The organism is Dysgonomonas mossii DSM 22836 (assembly GCF_000213575.1).
GTDB classification, from domain to species: domain Bacteria; phylum Bacteroidota; class Bacteroidia; order Bacteroidales; family Dysgonomonadaceae; genus Dysgonomonas; species Dysgonomonas mossii.
Map to the genome: position 1 here is coordinate 73,685 of NZ_GL892004.1, position 24,856 is coordinate 98,540.

The 24,856-nt window shown below is 40.0% G+C and carries 20 protein-coding genes; 16 read left to right on the forward strand and 4 right to left on the reverse strand.

What is annotated here, in order from left to right:
• Nucleotides 1-27 precede the first annotated feature (27 nt).
• Nucleotides 28-1,011 carry a BamJ family beta-barrel-assembly machinery protein gene (locus tag HMPREF9456_RS00335; RefSeq protein ID WP_006841440.1) on the reverse strand — a complete coding sequence of 328 codons (984 nt, stop codon included), beginning with the start codon at nucleotides 1,009-1,011 and terminating at the stop codon, nucleotides 28-30.
• 386 nt (nucleotides 1,012-1,397) lie between these two features.
• Between HMPREF9456_RS00335 and HMPREF9456_RS00340 the strand changes: the two genes are divergently transcribed.
• The 6 genes from HMPREF9456_RS00340 (at nucleotide 1,398) to HMPREF9456_RS00365 (ending at nucleotide 10,069) form a co-directional block, all read left to right on the forward strand.
• Nucleotides 1,398-3,224 carry a DEAD/DEAH box helicase gene (locus HMPREF9456_RS00340; protein ID WP_006841441.1) on the forward strand — a complete coding sequence of 609 codons (1,827 nt, stop codon included), beginning with the start codon at nucleotides 1,398-1,400 and terminating at the stop codon, nucleotides 3,222-3,224.
• A 200-nt stretch (nucleotides 3,225-3,424) separates the two neighbouring features.
• The gene (locus HMPREF9456_RS00345; protein ID WP_006841442.1) at nucleotides 3,425-3,772 is read left to right on the forward strand and encodes a YciI family protein; all 348 of its coding nucleotides are present in this window, start codon (nucleotides 3,425-3,427) and stop codon (nucleotides 3,770-3,772) included.
• On the forward strand, nucleotides 3,756-5,021 hold the full coding sequence (locus HMPREF9456_RS00350) for an RNA polymerase sigma factor (protein WP_006841443.1): 1,266 nt from the start codon (nucleotides 3,756-3,758) through the stop codon (nucleotides 5,019-5,021). The genes HMPREF9456_RS00345 and HMPREF9456_RS00350 overlap by 17 nt, the downstream gene beginning before the upstream one ends.
• Nucleotides 5,022-5,305: 284 nt before the next feature.
• On the forward strand, nucleotides 5,306-7,252 hold the full coding sequence (gene dxs / locus HMPREF9456_RS00355) for a 1-deoxy-D-xylulose-5-phosphate synthase (RefSeq protein ID WP_006841444.1): 1,947 nt from the start codon (nucleotides 5,306-5,308) through the stop codon (nucleotides 7,250-7,252).
• Between the two features lie 6 nt (nucleotides 7,253-7,258).
• On the forward strand, nucleotides 7,259-8,596 hold the full coding sequence (gene trkA, locus HMPREF9456_RS00360; RefSeq protein ID WP_006841445.1) for a Trk system potassium transporter TrkA: 1,338 nt from the start codon (nucleotides 7,259-7,261) through the stop codon (nucleotides 8,594-8,596).
• 15 nt (nucleotides 8,597-8,611) lie between these two features.
• Complete coding sequence (locus HMPREF9456_RS00365) at nucleotides 8,612-10,069, forward strand: TrkH family potassium uptake protein (protein ID WP_006841446.1); 1,458 nt, start codon at nucleotides 8,612-8,614, stop codon at nucleotides 10,067-10,069.
• A 3-nt stretch (nucleotides 10,070-10,072) separates the two neighbouring features.
• Here the strand turns inward: HMPREF9456_RS00365 and HMPREF9456_RS00370 are convergent, their stop codons facing one another.
• From HMPREF9456_RS00370 to HMPREF9456_RS00380, 3 genes are read right to left on the reverse strand one after another with little or no spacing between them, the layout of a single operon-like run.
• On the reverse strand, nucleotides 10,073-10,834 hold the full coding sequence (locus HMPREF9456_RS00370) for an ABC transporter permease (RefSeq protein WP_006841447.1): 762 nt from the start codon (nucleotides 10,832-10,834) through the stop codon (nucleotides 10,073-10,075).
• The gene (locus HMPREF9456_RS00375; protein ID WP_006841448.1) at nucleotides 10,834-11,553 is read right to left on the reverse strand and encodes an ABC transporter ATP-binding protein; all 720 of its coding nucleotides are present in this window, start codon (nucleotides 11,551-11,553) and stop codon (nucleotides 10,834-10,836) included. The genes HMPREF9456_RS00370 and HMPREF9456_RS00375 overlap by 1 nt, the downstream gene beginning before the upstream one ends.
• Nucleotides 11,554-11,558: 5 nt before the next feature.
• Complete coding sequence (locus HMPREF9456_RS00380) at nucleotides 11,559-12,497, reverse strand: ABC transporter substrate-binding protein (RefSeq protein ID WP_018074722.1); 939 nt, start codon at nucleotides 12,495-12,497, stop codon at nucleotides 11,559-11,561.
• A 379-nt stretch (nucleotides 12,498-12,876) separates the two neighbouring features.
• Here HMPREF9456_RS00380 and hisS point away from each other — a divergent pair, with 379 nt between their 5' ends.
• From hisS to murG, 10 genes are all read left to right on the forward strand, one after another.
• A complete protein-coding gene (gene hisS, locus HMPREF9456_RS00385) occupies nucleotides 12,877-14,235 on the forward strand; it encodes a histidine--tRNA ligase (RefSeq protein ID WP_006841450.1) in 1,359 nt (452 codons plus the stop codon).
• 242 nt (nucleotides 14,236-14,477) lie between these two features.
• A complete protein-coding gene (locus HMPREF9456_RS00390) occupies nucleotides 14,478-14,939 on the forward strand; it encodes a division/cell wall cluster transcriptional repressor MraZ (RefSeq protein ID WP_006841451.1) in 462 nt (153 codons plus the stop codon).
• 2 nt (nucleotides 14,940-14,941) lie between these two features.
• Nucleotides 14,942-15,853: a 16S rRNA (cytosine(1402)-N(4))-methyltransferase RsmH gene (gene rsmH, locus HMPREF9456_RS00395; protein WP_006841452.1), complete on the forward strand. Its 912-nt coding sequence runs from the start codon at nucleotides 14,942-14,944 to the stop codon at nucleotides 15,851-15,853.
• Nucleotide 15,854: 1 nt separating this feature from the next.
• Nucleotides 15,855-16,184, forward strand: coding sequence for an FtsL-like putative cell division protein (locus tag HMPREF9456_RS00400; protein ID WP_006841453.1), 330 nt, complete (start codon nucleotides 15,855-15,857; stop codon nucleotides 16,182-16,184).
• Nucleotides 16,185-16,204: 20 nt separating this feature from the next.
• Nucleotides 16,205-18,406 carry a penicillin-binding protein gene (locus tag HMPREF9456_RS00405; protein WP_006841454.1) on the forward strand — a complete coding sequence of 734 codons (2,202 nt, stop codon included), beginning with the start codon at nucleotides 16,205-16,207 and terminating at the stop codon, nucleotides 18,404-18,406.
• A gap of 16 nt (nucleotides 18,407-18,422) precedes the next feature.
• Nucleotides 18,423-19,874 (forward strand): UDP-N-acetylmuramoyl-L-alanyl-D-glutamate--2,6-diaminopimelate ligase, encoded by a 1,452-nt coding sequence (locus HMPREF9456_RS00410; protein ID WP_006841455.1) that lies wholly within the window; start codon nucleotides 18,423-18,425, stop codon nucleotides 19,872-19,874.
• Between the two features lie 22 nt (nucleotides 19,875-19,896).
• Nucleotides 19,897-21,159 (forward strand): phospho-N-acetylmuramoyl-pentapeptide-transferase, encoded by a 1,263-nt coding sequence (gene mraY, locus HMPREF9456_RS00415; RefSeq protein ID WP_006841456.1) that lies wholly within the window; start codon nucleotides 19,897-19,899, stop codon nucleotides 21,157-21,159.
• 5 nt (nucleotides 21,160-21,164) lie between these two features.
• Entirely contained in the window at nucleotides 21,165-22,502 is a 1,338-nt protein-coding gene (gene murD, locus HMPREF9456_RS00420; protein ID WP_018074721.1) for a UDP-N-acetylmuramoyl-L-alanine--D-glutamate ligase, read from the forward strand.
• 6 nt (nucleotides 22,503-22,508) lie between these two features.
• Complete coding sequence (locus tag HMPREF9456_RS00425; RefSeq protein WP_006841458.1) at nucleotides 22,509-23,750, forward strand: FtsW/RodA/SpoVE family cell cycle protein; 1,242 nt, start codon at nucleotides 22,509-22,511, stop codon at nucleotides 23,748-23,750.
• The gene (gene murG, locus HMPREF9456_RS00430) at nucleotides 23,747-24,856 is read left to right on the forward strand and encodes an undecaprenyldiphospho-muramoylpentapeptide beta-N-acetylglucosaminyltransferase (protein WP_006841459.1); all 1,110 of its coding nucleotides are present in this window, start codon (nucleotides 23,747-23,749) and stop codon (nucleotides 24,854-24,856) included. Before HMPREF9456_RS00425 ends, murG begins: the two co-directional genes overlap by 4 nt.

The following is a 24,856-nucleotide window of genomic DNA, read 5'->3' on the forward strand; positions in this document are numbered from 1 at the left end:
TAGCACTTCATTTCTCAGAAATTATTTTTATTTTTCTATATCAAGGAGCTCCACTTCAAATATAAGATTAGAGAATGGCTTGATTTTGCCTGCATCTCTTCCTCCGTAAGCAAGATCGTAAGGTATATACAGAATCCATTTTGAACCAACCGGCATCAACTCCAGTGCCTCTGTCCATCCTTTTATCACCTGACCAACTCCAAAAACAGCCGGTTCTCCACGCTCCACACTACTGTCGAACACTGTGCCATCCATCAATGTGCCGTGATAATGAACTTTCACTCGATCCGTAGCTGTTGGTTTTTCTCCTGTACCATTTGTGATAACCTTATATTGCAAGCCGCTAGGTAAAGTGACAACTCCATCCTTCGCCTTATTTTCTTCCATAAACTTATCACCTTCTGCTATCTGATCTGCATACTGAGCTTTCTGTGCCTCTTCTTGTTTTGCCTGCATCTTAGCTTGAGCATCTTGCATTTTTTCATTGAATGCTTCTGCCGGATTTTCTATATCAAAAGTACCGCCGCTCATAGCAGTATACATCGCCGATATAAAAGCATCATTGTTAAACTTTTCTGTATATCCTTCACCATACATCTGCTGCAAAAGTCCCGGCATCATTTGTTTCAGGATCTGTCCCCCTACGGAAAGTCCTGTGTTGTATGCATTTTTTGCCTCAGGAGCATCCAATCCGGCTTTAAGCCCTGCAATAAACTCAGACCTGTTACTCTTATTAGCGTTCACAATAGAATCACGCTTTATTGCAGACTCTACTCCTGTAGTATCGGCAACCACTCCAAGTTGACGTAGATACATAGACAATCCTTGCTCGTAAAGACTGGCGCCAAACATATAAGACAATGAGTCCATCTCTGTCTTAAGAATAGGTTTCGCCGCTGCAACACCTGCTTTTAGAGGCTGCTTTTGTGCCGAAGTTTTTTTCTGTGCCGACAAACCCAATGGACTTAGCATGACACAAGAAGCAAAAGAGAAAAGTAAAAATTTCTTCATATTATTTCAAAATTTAATAGATATGCGATTTTATAGTTTCTTAAAATGTGTTTTTTTACATCAAGTTACAAAAATAGCATTTTTATTCTTTAATTTGACAACGGCTTTAGTTTTGTTAAATATTTATGCACAGGCGTTTCCGCAACAACAAAAAGAAGGCTATAATACGAAATTATATCCATTTTAAACCTTCTATTTATATCACTATCTAGCCTTTACAAGACAGTTAAAGCAAAGTTATTACCCAATCATTGTATAAACTTGAAAACTAATTACTACCTTTGCGCGTCCTTTTGACAGGCTCTCTTATGTCGAATAATTTTGGGGTGGGAGTAAGTCAAAAAAATGAAGGGCTTTTTACCACAAAAGATATTTGAAAATTTTTAATGAAAACATTTGAAGAGTTAGGGGTTGCTGCGAATATTCGCAAAGCAATCGAAGAAATGGGTTATGAGAACCCAATGCCTGTGCAAGAAGAAGTGATTCCATATTTGCTTGGCGAAACGAATGATGTAATTGCGCTTGCGCAAACCGGAACAGGAAAGACTGCAGCTTTTGGTCTTCCTATACTACAAAAAATTGATATAAAACAGAACGTTCCTCAGGCACTTATCCTTTGTCCTACACGTGAACTATGTCTGCAAATAGCAGGAGACTTATCCGACTACTCAAAATATATAGATAATCTAAGAGTTCTTCCTGTATATGGAGGATCAAGCATTGAGAGTCAGATAAAATCACTAAAGAGAGGCGTACAGATTATTGTTGCCACTCCGGGACGACTGATTGACCTTATCAATCGTAGAACAGTAGAGCTGTCGAATGTAAAATATGTAGTACTCGACGAGTCGGACGAAATGCTTAACATGGGATTCATGGAAAGTATCGACGAGATATTGTCTAAAGTGCCGGATGAAAGATTGATGCTATTATTCTCGGCTACTATGCCTAAAGAAATAGCTAAGATTACAAAAAAATACATGCAGAACCCGAAAGAAATTACTATCGGAAGAAAGAACGAAGGTTCGAACAGCGTGAAGCATGTATACTATCTTGTTCATGCTAAAGATAAATATCTGGCATTAAAACGCATAGCAGACTATTACCCGAATATATACGGAATTATATTTTGTCGTACCCGTCGCGAGACACAAGAAATTGCCGACAAGCTGATACAAGATGGTTACAATGCAGACTCCCTGCACGGTGATCTGTCTCAAGCTCAGCGTGACTATGTGATGCAAAAATTCCGCATAAAAAACATACAGTTGCTTGTAGCTACAGACGTAGCAGCAAGAGGGCTGGATGTAGATAGCTTGACACACGTTATCAATTATGGTTTGCCGGATGATATAGAGTCATATACTCATAGAAGTGGACGTACCGGTCGTGCCGGAAAAACAGGTACTTCTATCGCAATTATCCACGTAAAAGAAAAAGGAAAAGTAAGAGAGATTGAGAAAATAATCAACAAAAAGTTTGAGCAGGGAGCTATACCTTCGGGTGAAGCTATTTGCGAAAAACAGTTGTTCAGTCTGGTAGACAGAATAGAGAAAGTAAAAGTAAATGAAGATGAAATCTCAAACATACTTCCTTCTGTTTACAGAAAACTCGATTGGCTCGAAAAAGAAGATATCATCAAACGTGTAGTAGCGCTTGAGTTCAATCGTCTTATCGATTACTACCGCGATGCACAAGAAATAGAATCACCATCCGAACGTTCGTCTCGCGATGATAAGTCATTCCCTAAACGTAAAGACAGAGACCGTTCCGATCGCTCGGACCGCTCGGATCGTTCATCCGGCGGACGCTCTGCCGAAAGAGGGTACTCTCGTTTATTTATTAATGTAGGACGTACCGACAATGTAAATCCGGCAACGCTGATGGGACTTGTTAACGACTATGTTCCGGAAAAGGTAAATATCGGACGGATTGACATAATGCAAAACTTCTCTTTCTTCGAAGTGCCTGAAAAAGATGCGCAAAAAGTTATAAAATCCATGAGCAAACAAGAACAGAACGGACGACGTATTTCTGTAGAGGTAGCTCAGGGCGGAGGAGGCGGAAACGCTAAAGACCGTGGCGGAGATAGAGGCCGTAAAAACTTCAGTACTCGCTCAGATATCGGAACACGAAAAAGCTCTGATTATAATTCACCAAAACACTCTGATAAGAATAAAGGACGGAGTGGGCGAAAACCAAAATATTCTTAAATATCCATTTATAGGAAAAGCACCGAATTTTAAAATTCGGTGCTTTTTTTATTAAAAAACATTCTATATTTACACCTACCAGTAACAATAGATAATAAAAAAGGGAATCTCAGAAAAAAATCTAAATACTTTGTCCCGAAATTAAACACCCGATTGTCTTATAAGTACATAACAGAATTATTAACTTAGAATAAAAAATAATGAAAGAATTTTTATTACTCATTCGGGAAAATGCAGATTATGGAGATCTGTCCGTAGAAGATATGCAAGCAGACATTCAGGAACACATCAAATGGGTAGAAACACTGGTTGAAAACGGGAACTTTAAAGATGGAAATCCCCTCGATTCTGCTGGTGTTACCTTCAAAGATGGTATTGCTACAGACGGTCCTTACGTTGAGACCAAAGAATGTGTGAGCGGCTATTATTTCCTCCTTGCCAACTCTTTAGACGAAGCAAAAGAACTGGCAAAAGGCTGTCCCGATCTGAAACGTGGAGCAACCCTAGAAATCCGTAGAATCATCAACACTGATGAAGAACAACACTGAGGAAAATATAAAAACACTTACGAGCCATCTTTTCAGAGAACATTATGGAAAGATGGTTTCCTATTTATCTCAAAAGTATGGCTATTATAAGATTGAGGATATACTAGACGCAGTTCAAGAATCTTTCGAAACAGCTCTAAATACATGGAGGTTTGGAGAAGTTCCCGAGAATCCCTTTGCGTGGCTTTATAGAGTTGCAAACAACAAGTTACTGAATAAAATCCGGCAATCAAACATCGCACAAACACACCTCAATTACCTTGCATCCACAGAAAAAGACAATGACGAATACTCCGAAAAGGAAGTAGAGGACAGCTTACTTAAATTATTGATTTTCTTTTCAAAAGCGTCTTCCTCTAAAAGGAATAAGCTAATTATTTCACTTTATTTCCTGTGTGGATTCAACTATTCGGAAATTGCCAATGCGCTGATCATTAAAACAGAAACCGTCAAGAAAGTTGTTTTAAGGAGCAAAGAAACGATCAAGAAATTTTCAGAAATTTACGATGATTTTCAGATTCAGACCATTGAGGAATTAAGCCATCTGCTTAAGATTATATACCTGCTCTACAATGAAGGATATAAAAGTTCGCAGAAAGCCGGAACCATAAATTTAGACTTGTGCTTTGAAGCCATCAGGTTAGGAAAATTATTACACCAATATCATCCCAAAAACCCTGAAATCAATTCTCTGCTGGCTGGTATGTTTTTCAACTCCTCAAGATTTCCTGCACGAACAGAGAACGATACGTGGATCTCGTTGGAAAATCAAAACAGAACCCTTTGGAATAATGATTTAATAAAAGAAGGTTTCTATTATTTGGAAATAGCAAAGCAGCACCAGCAAACTTTAGATAAATATTATTTAGAAGCTTTGATTTCGTCCTTGCATTGCACTTCTGAATCGTATGAAAAAACAGACTGGAAAACGATTGCTTATCTATATAGACAACTCGAGAAAATAGAACCATACTCGATTGCAGTAAAGCTAAACAGGATTATTGCAGAAAGTAATTTTAAGGATTTGCATGATTTGCTACGAGAGCTAGTTACTATGGAAAACATGATAAACGAAGAAGCAAAATTTACCTATCTCAGTACCAAAGCTCACTTTTATGCAAAAATGGAGGAATGGAATTTGGCCATTCATAATTATAAATTGTCGCTGAATTACACGAAAAATAAAACCGATATAAACTTCATCAACACAAAAATAAATCTTACAAAGAAAGAGTTGGAGAATCAATAACAATTCATTTTCTAAGAAAGGCCCAAGAGTATATTTTGATCAAAAACCAAAACATTTTACTTTACATATCCTCCCGATAAATAGCAACAAATACAGACTACAAGCTTGTTTACATTCTATTTACAAAGAACATTAATCAGTCTCTTTTGTTTATATTATTATAACTAGGTCTAATCCTGTCTTATTTTTAAGAGAATATCTTATACTAAATAGCTTTTGTTTTATATATTTGCTTGTTTATTACAATAGTAATAAAGATTTTTCTTCATTCCAATAGAATTTTTATGGACGAACAAAACAACAATATATCAGTATTACAGACAATAAACTCTCCCTCTGACCTTAAAAATCTCAGCATTGAGGAGCTTAAGTCTCTATGTACTGAACTTAGAAGTTTTCTTATTGATCAACTAAGCAAAAATCCCGGGCATTTTGGCTCCAGTCTAGGTACAGTAGAACTTACTGTAGCCCTGCATTACATATACAATACACCCTACGACCGCATTGTATGGGATGTGGGTCACCAAGCATATAGCCACAAGATACTGACAGGCAGAAGAGACCTGTTTCATACCAATCGTAAATTCGGGGGTCTTTCAGGATTTCCAAATCCAAAAGAAAGCGAATACGATGCCTTTATTGCAGGACATGCGTCAAATTCAATCTCGGCAGCGTTGGGGATGGCTGTTGCTTCTTCCCTAAAGCATGAAAACAGGCATGTGGTAGCCGTAATAGGTGATGGCTCAATGACCGGAGGGTTAGCTTATGAAGCTCTCAACAATGCAAGTTCTCAGCCAAATGATATACTTATCATACTCAATGATAATGATATGGCTATAGATGATAATGTTGGGGGTATGCGCGATTATTTGGTAAAAATGACTACCTCACCCACCTATAACAGGGTAAGGAATGATGTTTATCAAAAGTTTAAAAAAGGAAACCTTATTACCGAACAGGGTAAAAATCTTATCCTTCGTTTCAACAATAGTTTGAAATCACTGTTGACCAAACAACAGAACATGTTTGAAGGGTTTAATATACGATATTTTGGTCCTATTGATGGGCACGACTTACCAAACCTGATTCGGATATTACAAAATATAAAGGATATGAAAGGACCTAAGATTCTACATATCCATACGATTAAAGGAAAAGGATTTAAACCGGCAGAAGTTTCTGCTACAGTATGGCATGCTCCGGGTAAGTTTGACAAAGAAACCGGAGAACGTATTGTGACAAAGTCAAAAGATCAGCCACAACTCTTTCAAGATGTGTTTGGACATACACTTGTAGAACTGGCTAAGAAAGATAAGCGTGTTGTAGGGATTACTCCTGCTATGCCAACCGGATCGTCTATGACCTATATGATGAAAGAATTCCCGGACAGGGCATTCGATGTAGGTATTGCCGAAGCACATGCTGTCACCTATTCGGCCGGATTGGCAAAAGAAGGATTATTACCGTTCTGCAACATCTACTCATCATTTATGCAACGAGCTTACGATCAGGTCATACATGATGTAGCACTTCAAAAACTACATGTAATTATGTGTCTCGACCGAGCAGGATTGGTAGGAGAAGACGGGCCAACACACCATGGAGCATTCGATCTTGCTTATATGCGCTGTGTTCCGAACCTGACTATCGCCGCTCCTTTCGACGAGCATTATCTGCGCCACCTGATGTATACAGCCGCTTACGGAAACGAAGGCCCATTTGTGATCCGATATCCAAGAGGACAGGGTATACTGAAAGATTGGGAGTGCGAAATGCAAAAACTGGAAATAGGAAAAGGGCGCAAGCTGAAAGATGGTAAAGATCTTGCCGTTTTATCAATAGGTGCAATAGGAAATACCGCACGCGAAGCTATCCACATCGTTGAAGACGAAGGCTACTCTATCGCACATTACGACATGATATTCCTTAAACCTCTGGATACTGCAATCTTGAAAGAGGTGGCAGAGAACTTTACCCATGTATTGACTATCGAAAACGGTGTTATCAACGGAGGATTCGGAAGTGCGGTTTTGGAATACTTTGCAGACAATAACTATTTGAACATAAATGTAGTGCGTGTAGGCATACAGGATAAATTTGTAACACACGGATCGGTTGCTGACCTGAAAAAACTATGTGAGCTTGACATACAAGGATTGGTAAAACGGATGCAGTCGATTTTGCATAAGCAAATAAGCCCTAATAACATAGAAGAAAAAATATATAAGTAAGAGTCGATGAGAATTGTAATTGCAGGTGCGGGTGCTGTAGGAACACATTTAGCAAAACTATTATCAGCAGAAAACCAAGACGTTGTACTCATGGACGCTGATAAGGAGAAGCTCAACTTCCTTGGCTCTAATCTTGAAATAATGACAATGACCGGGTCTTGCACTTCCCTGAAAGATTTGATGGAAGTGGATATAAAAGAAGCGGATTTCTTTATCGGTGTCACCCCTGACGAATCTACAAACATAACAGCCTGCTTATTGGCTGCGAATATGGGAGCGAAGAAGACCTTTGCTCGCATCGATAATTACGAATACCTCTTACCCAAGAATAAAGAGTTTTTTGAGAAGCTAGGGATCAACTCTATGGTTTACCCGGAAATGCTGGCGGCTAAAGAAATAGTGTCAGCCTTAAAACGTCCGTGGGTACGCCAATGGATAGAACTTTGCGATGGCAATATATTACTCGCCGGAATCAAGATAAGAGAAAACTCGGAGTTGGTAAATAAATACCTCTTCGATTTAAGCAGCAAGGACAAGAAATTCCACATCGTTGCTATCAAACGAAAGAACGTCACTATCATTCCTACAGGAAAGGATATGATTTTAGCGGGCGACATCGTATTCTTTACCGCAACAAAAGAAAACGTAAATGAATTGCCCGTAATAGCAGGTAAAGCTAGTTTTGAGGTTAAAAACATTATGATAATGGGCGGAAGCCGTATCGCTATCCGCACCTGCCAGTACTTACCCGACAGCACAAATATCAAACTATTAGAATCCGATAAAGAGAAAAGCTACCAACTCTTAGAAAAGCTGCCAAAGAACGTAACCGTGTTTCACAATGACGGACGCAATGCCGAGTTTCTTTTGCAAGAGGGAATCAAGGATATAGACGCATTTGTGGCTGTAACCGGGAACTCGGAAGCTAACATTCTCGCATGTATGGCTGCCAAACGCTTTGGTGTACGCAAAACTGTAGCCGAAGTAGAAAATATGGACTATATGTCGATGGCCGAGAATCTAGATATCGGCTCTATTATAAATAAGAAACTAATAACAGTAAGCAACATATACAGATTTCTGCTCAGTGCAGACGTATCTAACGTAAAGTCATTAACAATCGCCAATGCAGACGTAGCGGAGATTATAGCTCGACCAAACTCTTATGTAACCAAGAAGGAGGTAAAGAAGCTAACGCTACCCAAGAATGTCACTTTGGGCGGATTGATACGCAATGGAGAACCGATGATGATCGATGGTGATACTTTGATAGAGCCTTACGATCATGTGGTCGTTTTCTGTTTGGATGACACGCTGCGTGATGCCGAGAAAATGTTCCATTAACAGGATAAAAAGTCCATGAGCAATTTTAATTACCGGTTTGTACTAAAAACAATTGGATTTTTGCTTGTCATCGAATCGCTATTCATGATGAGTGCTACCATTGTTTCTTTTTACTTACACGAAGCGGCCGGCGATGCAATGCTCATAAGCTCTACAATAACATTCTTTGCAGGAGCTTTTATCCGATTGGTAGGAACCGAAGATTTCCCAAAACCAATCGGCAAGCGAGAGAGCTTCTTTATGGTGGCTGTTTCGTGGATCGTATTATCGGCATTCGGTATGCTTCCTTATTATCTGAGCAACTCGATACCCAGTGTCAGTAATGCCTACTTCGAAACCATTTCGGGACTGACTGCAACCGGTGCAACCATCCTAAACGACATAGAGAGTATGCCCAAGGGACTTCTCTTCTGGCGCAGTATAACCCAATGGATGGGAGGATTGGGAATCGTATTGTTCGTGGCCACGATCCTACCCATGGGAGGTAATGCATCTGTAATGTACGATGCCGAAGTCACAGGGATAGGGTACGACCGTTTTCGCCCGCGCATATCACAAATAGCCAAACGGCTATGGCTGGTTTATATATTCCTCACAGGAATTCTTGTCGTACTGCTTTGGATAGGCCCAATGAGCTTGTTCGATGCTGTTTGTCATGCTTTTACAACAATATCCACTGCCGGATTTTCCACAAAACAAGATAGTATCGCCCATTGGAACTCGGCTTACATAGAATATGTCATTACACTCTTTATGTTCATCGGGGGAATAAACTTTACACTGATCTACTTCTTCATGAAAGGCAGTGCTAAAAAGTTGTACCAAAATGAAGAGTTTAAGTGGTATGTATCTATTATCATTCTCTTTGTTGTCATTATTGCCATCGGGCTTTACAGCACGGGTAAAATAGAAGGAGTAGAAAAAGCCTTTCGTACATCTCTGTTTCAGGTAGTAGCAATGCTTACAACCACCTGTTACTCTACAGATAACATAATAGGGTGGGGCTCTTTCTATCAGTTCTTAGTTATCATATTTATGGTCTTCGGAGCATGTGCCGGATCTACTGCGGGAGGTATCAAGATAGTGAGGATCATTATTTTGTTTAAGAATTCGATCAATGAGTTTAAACGTCAGGTACACCCCAATGCGATACTCCCTATCCGATTGAATAACCATGTGATTTCAATAGACGTAGTAACCAAGGTCTTGGCTTTTATCTTCCTATACCTTGCCATCCTTATTTTCAGCTGTTTACTTTTGTCCTTATCGGGAATGCAATTCGAGAATGCTCTCGGAGCAGCAGTTTCATGTCTCGGAAACGTGGGAGGTGGATTGGCTGAGATAGGCAATACAGGCAGTTTTTCAGAAGTACCAACCGAGTCGAAATGGTATCTCAGCTTCCTTATGCTGACAGGGCGTTTAGAGCTATTTACTGTACTCTCTTTATTTATGCCTGCTTTCTGGAGAAGATAACAATCACATATTCTTCCACTTACACAAGATGCTATCTAACAGGTCTACAATCAGGAATAAGATAAAACCGATCAGAGAAAGAACAATTATACCAAAATACATTTGGACGTAATCCACACGCATTTGTGAATCGGTAATATAAAATCCCAATCCTTTATCCGTTCCGAATGTCTCAATAAAGAACAAAGCCGATGTTGCGATACCCAATGCCACACGAAGCGAAGAAAAAACTTCGGGCAAAATAGCAGGCAAGGTAATATGTCTCATTTTTTGTAGGCCCGTTGCCCCAAATGAAATAAGGACGTAGTAATTTTCTTTCGATATATTTTTTACAGCATCACGTATCGTTATGATCAACTGAAAAACGACAATCAATATAACAATAACAATCTTTGACGTCTCACCCAGATCAAATAATACCATGATGATAGGCAAAAGAGCTAATTTGGGAATCGGGTAAGAAAAATAGATCATTGGACCTAAAAGACTATTCACCCTCTTACTATATCCCATCCATACGCCTAACACTAAAGCTATTCCCAAAGATATACCTATACTATATGCTATCCGCCGCAAGCTGGCGAATGCATGGTCTAATATGCCGTTTTCGAAAGCTTTGGAGTATCCACTATAAACCTCTGTAGGGAAAGGCAGTGCCTTCAAACTAAGACAGGCAGCAAGAATATACCATATAACATTAAACAAGATAAAGCCGCCTATTATATAGCCGAAATAATTGAAAATATGTTTTCTACGCTTTGTCATCAGTACCCTATTTTATTGATAATAGATGCCACAAACCTCAACTTTTCCTCTTGGTACTCGGATACGTTGAACAAGGGGTTTTCTACCTGATGAATAATTCTTCCCGGCGATTTGCTCATTACAATAATATGCTCACCAATAGATACAGCCTCATGTATATTGTGCGTGATAAACAGGGTAGTTACTTTATATTTCTCCCACAGACGGAGGAAAAGCCGTTGAGATGCTTCGGAAGTAAATGTATCTAATGATGAAAACGGTTCGTCCATCAACAGAATATCAGGCTGAGAGATGAAGGCACGAGCCAGAGCCACACGTTGTTTCTGCCCCCCACTCAATTGCGAAGGATAGCGGTTTTGAATATCATTGATCTCCAACGAGTTGATAATCTCTGAAACTTCAGCCTCTCTCAACACCTTAGTGCTATTGAGCTTATAAGAGAGGAAGATATTCTCTTCCACTGTTTTCCACTCCAGCAAACCATAGTGTTGTGGTACATATCCGATAGATACTCCTCTGGGAGTAAATGCTTCTCCATTAAAAGCAATCTGCCCGCTATAATTTCTTATGATCCCGCAAAGCACTTTCAACAAAGTAGACTTGCCGCATCCCGAAGGGCCTATAAGCGAATATATTTCCCCCTTTTTTATAGTTAGGGAGAAATCATTCAACGCTACAGTATTTCCGTATTTTACCTCCAGGTTTTCTATCGACAGCATGTCTATTATTTAGTCAGTTGATCATTTATAAGATTCTCAACTTTGAAATCAGCTTTAAGCAGATTTTTGCCTCCAAGCCAGCTTATCACTTGTTGTATATCTTTGTCTGCAACAGTTACAGGCTGAGCATCGGTATAAGCAGGTAGAGTGACTTTCTCTGCAACGGGCTCAGGAAACTGAAGCTCTTTTACCAATATATCTTTTATATCTGCTACAGTATGTGAGTTCAGATAAGCCACACCCTCATTGTAAGCCGCATACATTTTCTTAATAGCTTCACTCTTCGTGTCTATTACCTTCTGGGAAAAGACAATACCTGTAACAGTATATTTCAGGCTATCCATAGATACAAGCAGTTTGCAACCTTCGCTTGCAGCGATCAGGGCAAACGGATTAGGTAATCCTGTAGCATCTATTTTATTATTCCGCAACATCTCGAAGCGAGTCGGTATTTTATTTATCTCCACTTTCTCTACATCGTTAGAAGTTAGGCCTACGCTAGCCAAAGCCATATCTACACAGAAATCGATCACTGTATTTTGAGAAACAGCTATCTTCTTGCCTTTCAGCTCCACCAAGTTATTTATCCCCGACTGTGCCCCGGCTACAATATAAAATGGCGCTTGACACTTAGAAGTAAGCTTCATATCAAACCCTCCCGATGCCAGCAATGCAGCACTGGTATAGTCGGTTACACCTCCGTCTACAGTTCCGCTCTGAAAAGCCATATCTCGTTCATTGGCAGACATAAATTTCTGAATTTTTACGTCTACACCATGTTTTGCAAAGTAACCTTCACGCTGAGCTACTGCAAGAGGAAGATAATCCATTGAAGACATTACCCCCACTGTAAGCGTTTGTACGGCTGCACTTTCTTGTTTTTTGCCGGAACAAGCGTTTAACAATAAACTGATAGATAAAATTGAAAATATAATATGTTTCATAATTTGTATAAATAAAATAATATGTGATTGCAAAAATAAGGGAAATAAATCAATAAAATTAGCAGAACGACCACAAAGAAGCATCACAGCCTCTCTCATATATTCAACCCCAAATTGTTAAAAGGTGACAACCAGCGGTCACAGGAGCGAAGCGTATGTAAAGGTGACAGTTTTCAGTACTTTTTATATTGTCACTTTTCATTGCAATTAAACAACACGAAGAGCCACTCATATATAAGACAATTATCTCATTAATAAATAATAGGACAATCAGATAAAGCTGAAAATTACACCCCGACATTAAATATCTCATAGCCCTGACCTTTTACTCACAACTTCTTTTTACCTTTGCATCCTGAATATTTTTAATCGATAAGTAATGTCACAACCTTCAATTCCTAAAGGAACAAGAGATTTTTCGCCGGAAGAAATGGCGAAGCGTAACTATATTTTCGACACTATCCGTGAAGTTTTCAAACTCTATGGCTTTCGTCAGATAGAAACTCCGGCAATGGAAAACCTATCAACACTGATGGGAAAATACGGAGAAGAGGGCGATAAGCTTCTATTCAAAATACTCAACTCGGGCGATTACCTGAAAGATTTATCCAATGAAGAATTATTGGAGAAAAACTCTACCCGCCTTGCAACTAAAATAAGCGAGAAAGGACTTCGTTACGACCTCACTGTGCCATTTGCACGCTATGTTGTAATGCACCGAAACGAAATAACATTCCCCTTCAAACGCTATCAGATACAACCCGTTTGGCGTGCCGACCGACCACAAAAAGGACGTTACCGCGAATTCTTCCAATGCGACGCTGACATCGTTGGCTCCGATTCCCTTATCAACGAAGTGGAATTGATTCAAATTGCAGATGAAGTATTCAGCCGCTTCGGCATCCGGGTGAGTATCAAACTTAACAACCGCAAGATACTATCCGGTATTGCTGAGATTATTGGAGAGGCAGAAAAAATTACAGACATTACTGTTGCCATCGACAAACTGGATAAAATAGGTCTCGAAAAGGTAAACGAAGAGCTTGCCTCAAAGGGTATCCCACAAAAAGCGATCGAGCAACTTCAACCTATTATCCTTTTGCAAGGAACAAACGAAGAGAAATTAAATACCTTGAAAACAGTTCTCAAAGATTCTGAGACCGGAATACAGGGTGTTAACGAACTCGAATATATACTCAACAAACTAAAAATTGTAGGAATGCGCTGCGAGCTTGAGCTCGATCTTACTCTTGCCAGAGGATTGAATTACTACACGGGTGCCATCATCGAAGTAAAGGCTCTCGATGTGCAAATAGGCAGTATCACCGGAGGTGGACGCTATGATAACCTGACAGGTATTTTCGGATTGTCGGGCGTTTCGGGCGTAGGGATTTCCTTCGGGGCAGACCGCATATTCGATGTATTAAACCAGCTCGATTTATACCCAAAAGATTCGATACAAAACACACAGGTTTTGTTTGTCAACTTCGGCGAAAAAGAAGAAGCTCACATATTGCCTCTGATCTTAAAAATGCGTCAGACAGGAATCTCTACAGAGATATTCCCCGAAGCGGCGAAGATGAAAAAACAAATGTCGTATGCCGACTCTAATAAAATTCCTTATGTAGCTATAGTTGGTGAAAATGAGATAAATGAACACAAAATCACACTGAAAGATATGACATCGGGCGAACAGAAATCATTGAGCCTCGAAGAATGCATATCCATCCTTAGCTAATTTATTAACAGACATATTAATAAGTCCTGCCTTGTTAACAACTAAGGCAGGACTTATTTTATATAAATACCTAGTAATCAATAAACATACTCCACCTATCCAGTGTTAATATCATGTTTATAACCTGTTCATTTCATGTTGAAAACTTTTTCATACATTTTAAGTGGGGAAAGGTGGGGAAAAGTGTATAAATTTTATACCTTTACGTCGAATATTGTATATTGTTAAAATTCAAAGTATTAATGCTACAGTTTTTGGGAAATATCGAAGCAAAAATAGACGCAAAAGCACGTCTTTTTGTACCTGCTTCTTTTCGTAAGATATTGCAATCTTGCGACCAGAACACATTGATACTCAGAAAAGACCTATTTCAGAACTGTCTCGTTCTCTACCCACTGGTAGTATGGGAGGAGGAAGTTGCAAAATTACGTTCACGCCTCAACAGGTGGGATATGGAGCAGCAAGCGCTGTTCCGTCAATTTGTTGTTGACGCCGAACGCCTCGAGATGGACACCAACGGGCGTATCCTTATACCAAAACGATACTGTCAGATGGTGGGAATTACTACAGATGTAAGATTCTTAGGAGTAGACAATACAATCGAAATTTGGACAAACGATGCTCTGGACAAAACACTGATACCTGCCGAGGAATTCAGTGCTCGCATTCAGGCATTAATGAATAACAGCTCACAAAACGACTAATCATGGCCGATGCATATCACATACCGGTTTTGCTTCACGAAAGTATTGACGGGATGAATATTCACCCTGATAGTATTTGCGTCGATGTTACATTTGGCGGAGGCGGACACTCAAGAGAAATTCTGTCACGTCTCGGAGATAAAGGGCATCTCTATGCCTTCGATCAGGATGAAGATGCGATAAAAAACATTGAACCTAGCAATAAGTTCACTTTCATCCGCAGCAATTTCCGATATCTTAAAAATTTCATCAAGTATCATAATGTAGACGGTGTAGATGCTATACTGGCTGATTTGGGCGTTTCGTCACATCACTTCGATGCCGAAGACAGAGGGTTCTCTTTTCGTTTCGAAGATAGCGACTTGGATATGCGTATGAATCGCAAGGGAGGAAAAACGGCTGCACAGATACTAAATACATACACAGAGGAAAAACTGGCAGATGTTTTTTACCTGTATGGTGAACTGAAACAATCGCGGCGGATTGCTTCCGTGATTGTGAAAACAAGAAAAGAAAAACCTTACAAGAAAACAAGTGATTTGCTTGCAACACTCAATTCATTTGTAGGGAGAGGAGAAAAAGAGAAAAAGATACTGGCTCAGGCATTCCAGGCTCTTCGCATAGAAGTAAATGAAGAGATGGAGGTGCTGAAGGAGATGCTGACGCAAGCTCTTGACATACTAAAACCAGGAGGACGGTTGTCAGTCATTACATACCATTCGCTCGAAGACCGTATTGTCAAAAACTTCTTCAAGACAGGAAATTTTGAAGGCAAAGTAGAAAAAGACTTCTTCGGAAACTTCGAAACTCCGTTCAAACTGATAAACAATAAAGTAATCACTCCATCAAAGGACGAGGAAGAACGCAACCCCCGATCAAGGAGTGCCAAACTAAGAGTTGCAGAAAAAGTTTGATATGACAGTAAAAGATATAAAAAAGAAGATCATGTATATTCTTGGCGGGACTGTTCTCACCGAGGATTTCTTTTGGAAAAACGCACGTTTTATCATCACGGTCTTCGTTATCATTGTGCTGTACATCAGCAACAGGTATAGCTGTATCGAGAAAATGGCGAAAATAGAATCTCTTCAACGCGAACTAAAAGACGCAAAGTATGAGTCTCTCACCATATCGGCCGAGCTGATGGGTGTAAGCCGTGAATCGAAAGTAGAAGATATGGTTCAGAAAAACGGAGTTGATCTGAAACAAACAAAAGACCCAATATATAAGCTGGGAAAGAAATAAATAGTAAGAAAGAATAGAAGATGGCGAAAAAATCTGAAGGAACATCAAAGAATATAGCGATCAGCCGATATGGGTGGATTGCACTTATTATGTCCCTGATATTTATTGCAATTCTAGTATGTATATTTAATATAAAGTATGTAGAAGGCTCTATGTGGAGGGAACTTGGCATACAGGAAACCGTAAAGAAAGATAGAGAAATACGCCCCAATAGAGGTAATATTTATTCCGACGACGGACGCCTGTTGGCAACAAGCGAACCCCTCTACGGTGTATATGTCGACTTTATGGCTGACGGCATAAAGAAAGATACATTAATGAAATACGTTACGCCTCTGTCACAAGCTCTGGCGAAGAAGTTTCCCGACAGAAGTGCAGCCCAGTACAAAAGAGTAATATTAGACGGATGGGACTTGAGTCGTAAAGAATTAGCCCAAATAGAAAGAAATAGGGAGAGCGGTTCAAACAAAAAAGTAAAAGTTCGCAGCCGCTACGTGCGCATTATCCGCCCCGATATAAACTATATAGACCTGAAAGAAGTTCTCACCTATCCATTCTTTAGTCAGAGAAGCAATAGAAGCGGCTTGTTTACAGAAGAAAAAACAATGCGCTTAAAGCCTTTTGGTCGCCTTGCCGGAAGAACCGTAGGATCTATATACAAAGACTTTGACGCAGGAGGAACCAGTGGTCTGGAACTAAAATACGACTCTATACTAAAAGGGATTCCGGGGCTAAAAACACGCCAACGTGTGCAAGGTCGTTGGATAGACGTGGTACTGAACGAACCAACCGATGGATGGGATATAAAGACCACATTGAATGTAGATATCCAGGACTTAGCAGAGAAAGCGCTATACAACAAGCTGGTAGAAACCAATGCCGAATCAGGATGTGCTATCGTGATGGAAGTAGCTACAGGAGAGATAAAAGCCATAACCAATCTCGACCGCTTGTCGCCGGGTGTTTATGCAGAAGGTAATCCAAATGCTTTTTCTTACATGTCTGAGCCGGGGTCTACCTTCAAGACAGTGTCACTGATGATTGCTCTTGAAGACGGAGTAGTTACACCCGATGAAGAAATTTTTGTCGGTAATGGATTGTTCGAATACAAGGGACGCATTGTAAAAGACCACGACTGGCGCAAAGGACAAGACAAAGGCTATGTAACAGTGGCGAGAGGAATGTACTCTTCGCTGAATGTTGCTATCGCAAAAATGATATTAAAGGGTTATGAAAATAATCCTCAAAAATATGTACAGCGTATCCATGATCTGGGTCTTACGAAGAAGATAGAATGGGATGTTCCACTGCAAGGAAAAGAGGGGACTTCTGTCATTCGTTTCCCTGATGACAAATCAAACCCATGGTCTAAAACCACATTACCGTGGATGTCATTCGGTTATGAGACACAAGTGCCGCCTATTTACATGCTGATGTTTTATAATGGTATCGCAAATAAAGGAAAGATGATTAAGCCGTTTCTCACCAAAGCCTTCATGAGAGACGGAAAAATAGAAGAAGAATTTGAAACCGAGATTATAAATCCTTCATTATGTTCCGAGAAGACCCTCAAAGAAGTGCAAGACATCCTAAGAGGTGTTGTAACCGATGGAACAGGAAAAACCATTGAATCGGAAATGTTTCCTATCTCAGGAAAAACAGGAACGGCGATGATTGCAGCCAGAGGGGGATACGAAGGATATTATGTATCATTTTGCGGATATTTTCCTTCCGACAATCCCAAATATACTTGCTTTGTAGGTATACGCAGACCGCAGGGAATTCCATCAGGGGGACTTATGCCGGGAGCGGTATTTAAAACCATAGCCGAGGGAATATATACACGAAATACTGTAGCAACTCCGATATTAGCTCAGAAAGATACAGTAAACTCACTTATACCTATCGTTAAAAGTGGCTCGTTCAAAAATACAGAGATTGTTTTGAAAAAATTAAAACAAGATTATAACTATTCGGGTGACAAAGTAGACTGGATAAGTACAGACTCTTCGATCAATGGTATTCTTCTTCAAAGCAATTCTTCTATCAAGCAGGGATTAGTTCCTAACGTCATAGGAATGGGAGCACGTGATGCCATATATTTATTAGAGCTTGAGGGACTGAAAGTAAACCTTATCGGTGCAGGAAAGGTGAGACAGCAATCTATAGCTCCGGGAACAAGAACAACGAAAGGAGCAACCATAACCATAGAATTAAATTAACAAAAAAAATACAGATATGAAGTTGCAGGATTTACTTAAAAACATAGATGTAATAGAAATAAAGGGAGAACAGGATATAAATGTAACCGGAGTTTTTACAGACTCCCGCAAGGCAACTCCCGGATCGGTTTTCATTGCCCTTAAAGGCGTTCAGGTGGATGGTCACCTCTATATAAAAAATGCTTTGGAACTAGGAGCTAAAGTTATTCTTCACGAAAACAAAATAGATACTTCTAACGAAGGCATCACATATATAAAAGTAAAAGACAGTGCTGATGCTGCCGGAAAGATAGCGACACATTGGTATGGCGATCCTTCAAACAATCTGAAACTCGTAGGTGTGACAGGCACAAACGGAAAAACAACAACAGCCACACTCCTTTATGAGATGTTCCGCAAGCTGGGATATAAAGTAGGCTTGTTGTCAACCGTAGCCAATTATATAGATGGCAAAGTATATCATGCCACACATACTACCCCAGACCCTATTTCGCTGAACGAAATGCTGAAAAACATGGTAGATGCAGGGTGCGAATATGCCTTTATGGAAGTAAGCTCGCACGCCATTCATCAGAAACGTATAAGTGGTCTAAAATTCGAAGGCGGAATATTTACCAACCTCACACAAGACCATTTGGATTATCATAAAACAATGGGCGAATACCTAAAAGCGAAGAAAGCTTTCTTCGACCAACTACCCGATACTGCATTCGCTCTTACCAATATCGATGACAAAAACGGATTGGTAATGTTACAAAATACAAAGGCTAAAACAAGTACTTATTCTGTTCATTCTTTAGCCGACTTCAAAGCACGAATCATCGAAAAGCACTTCGATGGTACTGCAATAGAAATCAATGGCAAAGAGTTGCAAGTACAGTTTGTGGGAGTATTTAATGTATACAACCTGCTTGCTGTTTACGGGGCAACCATGTTGCTAGGACAAAGCTCGGAAGAGGCTTTGCTTGTGCTTAGTACTCTGAAGCCGGTATCAGGCCGGTTCGAGACAATACGTTCATCTCAAGGCTTTACAGCTATTGTAGACTATGCCCATACGCCTGATGCACTTACCAATGTATTGGAAGCAATACATGAGGTATTGGAAGGAAACGGCCGTGTAATAACAGTTGTAGGTTGCGGAGGAAACAGAGATAAGACAAAACGTCCAATCATGGCACGCGAAGCTGTTCGTTTGAGCGATCAGGTCATCCTCACATCCGACAATCCTCGCTACGAAGAGCCGCAAGCTATAATCAACGATATGGCAGACGGGCTAAACAGCGAACAATTAAAAAAAGCACTTCTGATTGTAGAACGTGAACAGGCAATAAAAACAGCATGCGCACTCGCTAAAGCGGGAGATGTAATCCTCATTGCAGGAAAAGGACACGAAGATTATCAAGATGTAAAAGGTGTAAAACATCATTTTGATGATAAAGAAATAGTTAAGAATATTTTTGGAGAATAATTAGAAAAATAAGAAAGACAAAATGCTATATTATTTATTCGATTACTTAGACAAATTAGATTTCCCGGGAGCAGGGATGTTTCGCTATGTCTCATTCAGGGCAGCGATGGCTGTAATATTCTCCTTGCTGATTTCTACGATTATAGGAAGACGGATCATCGACAAATTGCAAAAGCTGCAAATCGGTGAAACAGTCCGTAATCTTGGTCTTGAAGGACAACTAAGTAAAAAAGGAACCCCTACCATGGGCGGTGTTATCATTATTATAGCAATACTAACACCTGTGCTACTTTTTGCCCGAATAGACAATGTATATATCATTCTCATGTTGATTACAACAATATGGCTTGGTGCACTGGGTTTTCTGGACGACTATATAAAAGTTTTCAAAAAAGATAAAGAAGGGCTACAAGGTAAATTTAAAATAGTAGCACAGGTCGGACTCGGCTTGATAGTAGGTCTGACAATATACCTGAGCCCCGATATAATTATCCGCGAAAATATAGAATATCGTAATCAGGATAATGTAATAGAGCGTGTAAGCTATGTAGCCGAAGGAGTAAAATCCACTCAAACAACAATCCCATTTATGAAAAATAACAACCTCGACTACGAGGATCTTGTTAGCTTTATGGGAGAATATGCCGAACCGGCAGCATGGATACTGTTTGTATTCATCGTTATTTTTATTGTAACTGCTGTATCCAATGGAGCCAACCTTACCGACGGACTCGATGGATTAGCAGCCGGAAGCTCTGCCATTATCGGGGTAACACTCGGGATACTCGCGTATGTATCCGGACACATGGAGTTTGCCTCTTACCTCAACATTATGTTTATACCCGGCAGTCAGGAGCTCGTGATATTTGCCGCTGCATTTATCGGAGCTACAATCGGGTTTCTTTGGTATAACTCTTTCCCGGCACAGGTTTTCATGGGAGATACGGGAAGCCTCACACTAGGGGGAATTATCGGAGTTTTTGCGGTTGTCATTCACAAAGAACTGCTACTCCCTATACTATGCGGAATATTCTTTGTTGAGAGTATTTCGGTAATGATGCAAGTGGCGTTCTTCAAACTCACAAAGAAAAAATACGGAGAAGGTAGACGCATTTTCAAAATGACTCCTTTGCACCATCATTTCCAGAAAGCAGGAAATTCGGGAATACAAGCCTTGTTTCAAAAGCCAATAGGACCTATACCCGAATCGAAAATTGTAGTGCGTTTTTGGATTATTGGAATTATTCTGGCAGTACTTACATTGGCAACATTAAAAATGCGATAAAATAAATGATGAACAAGATTATCATATTAGGAGGAGGAGAGAGTGGCGTAGGCTCGGCTATACTGGCACAAGCAAAAGGATTTGATGTTTTTTTATCTGACAGCGGGCCATTAAAAGACCAGTACAAAGCCGAACTAGATCAGTATGGCATCCCTTATGAAGAAAAAGGACATACCGAAGACCTCATACTGGCTGCATCCGAGATCATCAAAAGCCCGGGTATTCCTAATTATGCACCCCTTGTTCACAAAGCAGCAGAGAAGGGAATTCCTATCCTATCGGAGATGGAATTTGCCAAACGCTACACATCGGCAAAAATGATCTGTATTACAGGCAGTAATGGGAAGACAACTACTACCAGCCTCATCTATCATATACTGAAATCGGCAGGACTAAATGTAGGTCTTGGAGGTAACATCGGAAGAAGTTTTGCACGTCAGGTAGCAGAAGATAATTTCGACTATTATGTATTGGAACTAAGCAGTTTCCAATTGGAAAATATGTACTCGTTTAAAGCAGATATCGCCATTCTTTTAAATATCACACCCGATCATCTCGACAGATACGATCATGATATGCAAAAGTATGTAGATGCCAAAATGCGTATTGTACAAAACCAAACAGAAGAAGATGCTTTTATATTTTGGGAAGAAGACCCGATTGTAAGCAAAGAAATACAAAAGCTGGTATCGAAAGGCAAACAATATACATTTGCCGACCACAAAGTGGGTAATGCTATTGCATACCCCGAAAACAATGAAATAAAAATAGATACTCCTAAATCGATTTTCATTATGAAAGAAGATTTACTAGCACTCGAAGGAACACATAACCTGTATAACTCGCTTGCATCAGGCATTACGGCAAAGTTGCTGGATATAACAGATGAAAACCTGCGCCACTCACTTAGTGATTTTCAGGGAGTAGAACATCGCCTCGAAAAAGTAGCCAGAGTGAGAGGTATACAGTTTATAAACGACTCCAAGGCGACTAATGTTAATTCGTGCTGGTATGCTTTACAAAGCATGAAAACGAAGGTTGTACTCATCTTAGGAGGAACAGATAAGGGGAATGACTATACGGAGATCGAGCAATTGGTTAAAGATAAAGTTCGGGCTTTGGTTTTCCTCGGAGTTGACAACAGTAAGCTGCACAAATTCTTTGATGGTAAAATAGACAATATCGTAGATACCTCATCAATGAAGGATGCAGTAGAAAAATCTTACGCATTGGCTCAAGAAGGAGATACGGTTTTGTTATCGCCTTGCTGTGCCAGTTTCGACCTCTTCCAAAATTATGAGGATAGAGGTGATCAGTTTAAAGAATACGTCAGAAAACTGTAATCAAAAATGGAATTCAATTTTTTAGGGCGGGCATTCAAAGGAGATAAAGTTATATGGTGCATATTTATCGCACTGTGTATTATCTCTTTGCTTGAAGTATTTAGTGCTACAAGTACAATTGCCTACCGCCAACATAGCCACTGGGCACCGATACTGCGACATGCGGCATTCCTGCTTATTGGTTTTGCCCTCGTAATGTTTTTGCAGAGAGTTCCCAGCAAATATTTCTCAGTATTGCTACTGGGAATACCGCTATCTGCTGTTCTCCTTGTTATCACCATGTTTATGGGGCAAGATGTGAATGGAGCACAACGCTGGCTTGGAATCGGAGCATTTACGATACAACCTTCCGAGTTTGCTAAAATTTCGGCAATCGGTTTTGTCTCCTTCTTTTTAAGTAAGATGAAGCCTGATAATGAAGGTTGGATATTCAAAACCCTTATCATTGGTATTGGAGCTCTATGCTTGCTTATTGCACCCGAAAACTTATCTACGGCATGTCTCCTTTTTGGCGTCTGCTTTATGCTTATGTTTATCGGACAGGTAAGCCTCAGGAAGTTAGGATTGATTGCTTTTGTTGGGCTTGCTGCTGTAGCTATTTTACTAGGCAGCCTTACGCTCCTCCCCGACTCTTTTGCAAAAGAATATTTACCGGGACGTTTGGCTACATGGAAAAACCGTATAGAAAGGCACTCGGGAGAAGATAAAGAGATGAGGAACGCCGACGGAACTATTGCTTATAAAATAACTGACGACAATTATCAGGTATCGCATGCCAAGATAGCTATAGCCAACGGCGGTATAATCGGCTTGCCGGGAAGCGGCGTGGAGCGAGATTTTCTTCCACAGGCCTACTCCGATTTTATATTTGCCATCATTCTTGAAGAAACCGGGCTGCTCGGGGGGCTATTCGTCTTGCTCTTATATGTCGCTCTGATGTTCAGGTGCGGCGTTCTAGCTTCAAAATGCGAAAAAAAGTTCCCGAGGTATCTTATACTCGGGTCTGCACTTATACTCACAATACAGGCTTTGGCTAACATGGCCGTAGCTGTCAATCTGATTCCTGTTACAGGACAACCTCTGCCTCTGGTAAGCCGGGGTGGAACGTCTACCATTATCACATGTGCCTATTTTGGCATTATTCTGGCATGCTCATCCCGACTCAACGATTCAGATCATGAAGATGTGGACGAAAGTATTGCCAATATAGATTTTGAACCCTATGTAAAAGATACAGAAGAACAATGAAAAATCTGAGAGTTATTATTAGCGGAGGTGGAACAGGAGGCCATATATTTCCGGCAATAGCTATAGCTAACACCATCATGAAACGTTACGCTGACTCCGAAATACTTTTTGTTGGAGCCGAAGGACGCATGGAAATGGAAAAAGTTCCAAATGCAGGATACAAAATAGAAGGGTTAAATGTAGTTGGGCTTAGCAGAAAAAATCCGATCAAGATATTTTCTACAATCTGGAAATTTCAGAAGAGCCTGAATCGGGCTAGCAAAATTATAAAAGAATTCAATCCCGATATAGTGATTGGCGTGGGAGGATATGCCAGTGGACCAACTTTGTATAAAGCAAGTAAACTAGGTATCCCGACACTCATTCAAGAGCAAAATTCGTATGCCGGAATTACAAATAAGTTCTTAGGGAAGAAGGCTTCCAGCATTTGTGTTGCTTACGAAAATATGGAAAGATTCTTTCCAAAAAATAGGATAGTAATGACCGGCAACCCTTGTCGTGAAGAATTATTATCATCGAATATAACAAAAGAGGATGCCTATAGAGAGTTTAACCTCGACCCGAATAAGAAAACAATTTTGGTTGTAGGTGGCAGTCTTGGTTCGAGAACAATAAACAAAAGTATATTTAGTGGAATAGATGCTTTGTCAGAGTCAGATATACAAATCATTTGGCAATGTGGGAAATTATACTTTTTCGAACTGAATATGGATCTGGCATCGAAAGGGAATCCACAGAATGTTCATATCCATGAATTCATCTCCCGAATGGATCTAGCATATAAAGCTGCCGACTTGGTTATCTCCAGAGCAGGGGCAAGCTCTATCTCCGAACTATGTTTGTTGGGCAAACCTGTAATTCTTGTTCCTTCTCCAAATGTATCGGAAGATCATCAAACCAAAAATGCAATGGCACTGGTAAATAAAGATGCCGCTATCCTCATAAAGGATATTGAAGCAAATGATTTGCTGGTTAAAACAGCTTTGGAGACTATAAAAGATAAGGACAAGTTAAAAACCCTATCAGAAAATATTTTAAAATTGGCGCAACATGATTCGGCAAACCGAATTGTAGACGAAGCAATAAGACTAATAAAGCGAAAATAA

Coding starts and splice junctions, on each gene's coding strand:
- HMPREF9456_RS00345 (WP_006841442.1), top strand. CDS start 3,425: ATGAAAGAATTTTTATTACTCATTCGGGAAAATGCAGATTATGGAGAT.
- rsmH (WP_006841452.1), top strand. CDS start 14,942: ATGGCCGATGCATATCACATACCGGTTTTGCTTCACGAAAGTATTGAC.
- HMPREF9456_RS00375 (WP_006841448.1), bottom strand. CDS start 11,553: ATGCTGTCGATAGAAAACCTGGAGGTAAAATACGGAAATACTGTAGCG.
- HMPREF9456_RS00400 (WP_006841453.1), top strand. CDS start 15,855: ATGACAGTAAAAGATATAAAAAAGAAGATCATGTATATTCTTGGCGGG.
- murD (WP_018074721.1), top strand. CDS start 21,165: ATGATGAACAAGATTATCATATTAGGAGGAGGAGAGAGTGGCGTAGGC.
- HMPREF9456_RS00370 (WP_006841447.1), bottom strand. CDS start 10,834: ATGACAAAGCGTAGAAAACATATTTTCAATTATTTCGGCTATATAATA.
- HMPREF9456_RS00335 (WP_006841440.1), bottom strand. CDS start 1,011: ATGAAGAAATTTTTACTTTTCTCTTTTGCTTCTTGTGTCATGCTAAGT.
- HMPREF9456_RS00350 (WP_006841443.1), top strand. CDS start 3,756: ATGAAGAACAACACTGAGGAAAATATAAAAACACTTACGAGCCATCTT.
- mraY (WP_006841456.1), top strand. CDS start 19,897: ATGCTATATTATTTATTCGATTACTTAGACAAATTAGATTTCCCGGGA.
- HMPREF9456_RS00425 (WP_006841458.1), top strand. CDS start 22,509: ATGGAATTCAATTTTTTAGGGCGGGCATTCAAAGGAGATAAAGTTATA.
- HMPREF9456_RS00405 (WP_006841454.1), top strand. CDS start 16,205: ATGGCGAAAAAATCTGAAGGAACATCAAAGAATATAGCGATCAGCCGA.
- HMPREF9456_RS00390 (WP_006841451.1), top strand. CDS start 14,478: ATGCTACAGTTTTTGGGAAATATCGAAGCAAAAATAGACGCAAAAGCA.
- hisS (WP_006841450.1), top strand. CDS start 12,877: ATGTCACAACCTTCAATTCCTAAAGGAACAAGAGATTTTTCGCCGGAA.
- HMPREF9456_RS00410 (WP_006841455.1), top strand. CDS start 18,423: ATGAAGTTGCAGGATTTACTTAAAAACATAGATGTAATAGAAATAAAG.
- murG (WP_006841459.1), top strand. CDS start 23,747: ATGAAAAATCTGAGAGTTATTATTAGCGGAGGTGGAACAGGAGGCCAT.
- HMPREF9456_RS00340 (WP_006841441.1), top strand. CDS start 1,398: ATGAAAACATTTGAAGAGTTAGGGGTTGCTGCGAATATTCGCAAAGCA.
- trkA (WP_006841445.1), top strand. CDS start 7,259: ATGAGAATTGTAATTGCAGGTGCGGGTGCTGTAGGAACACATTTAGCA.
- HMPREF9456_RS00365 (WP_006841446.1), top strand. CDS start 8,612: ATGAGCAATTTTAATTACCGGTTTGTACTAAAAACAATTGGATTTTTG.
- HMPREF9456_RS00380 (WP_018074722.1), bottom strand. CDS start 12,497: ATGAAACATATTATATTTTCAATTTTATCTATCAGTTTATTGTTAAAC.
- dxs (WP_006841444.1), top strand. CDS start 5,306: ATGGACGAACAAAACAACAATATATCAGTATTACAGACAATAAACTCT.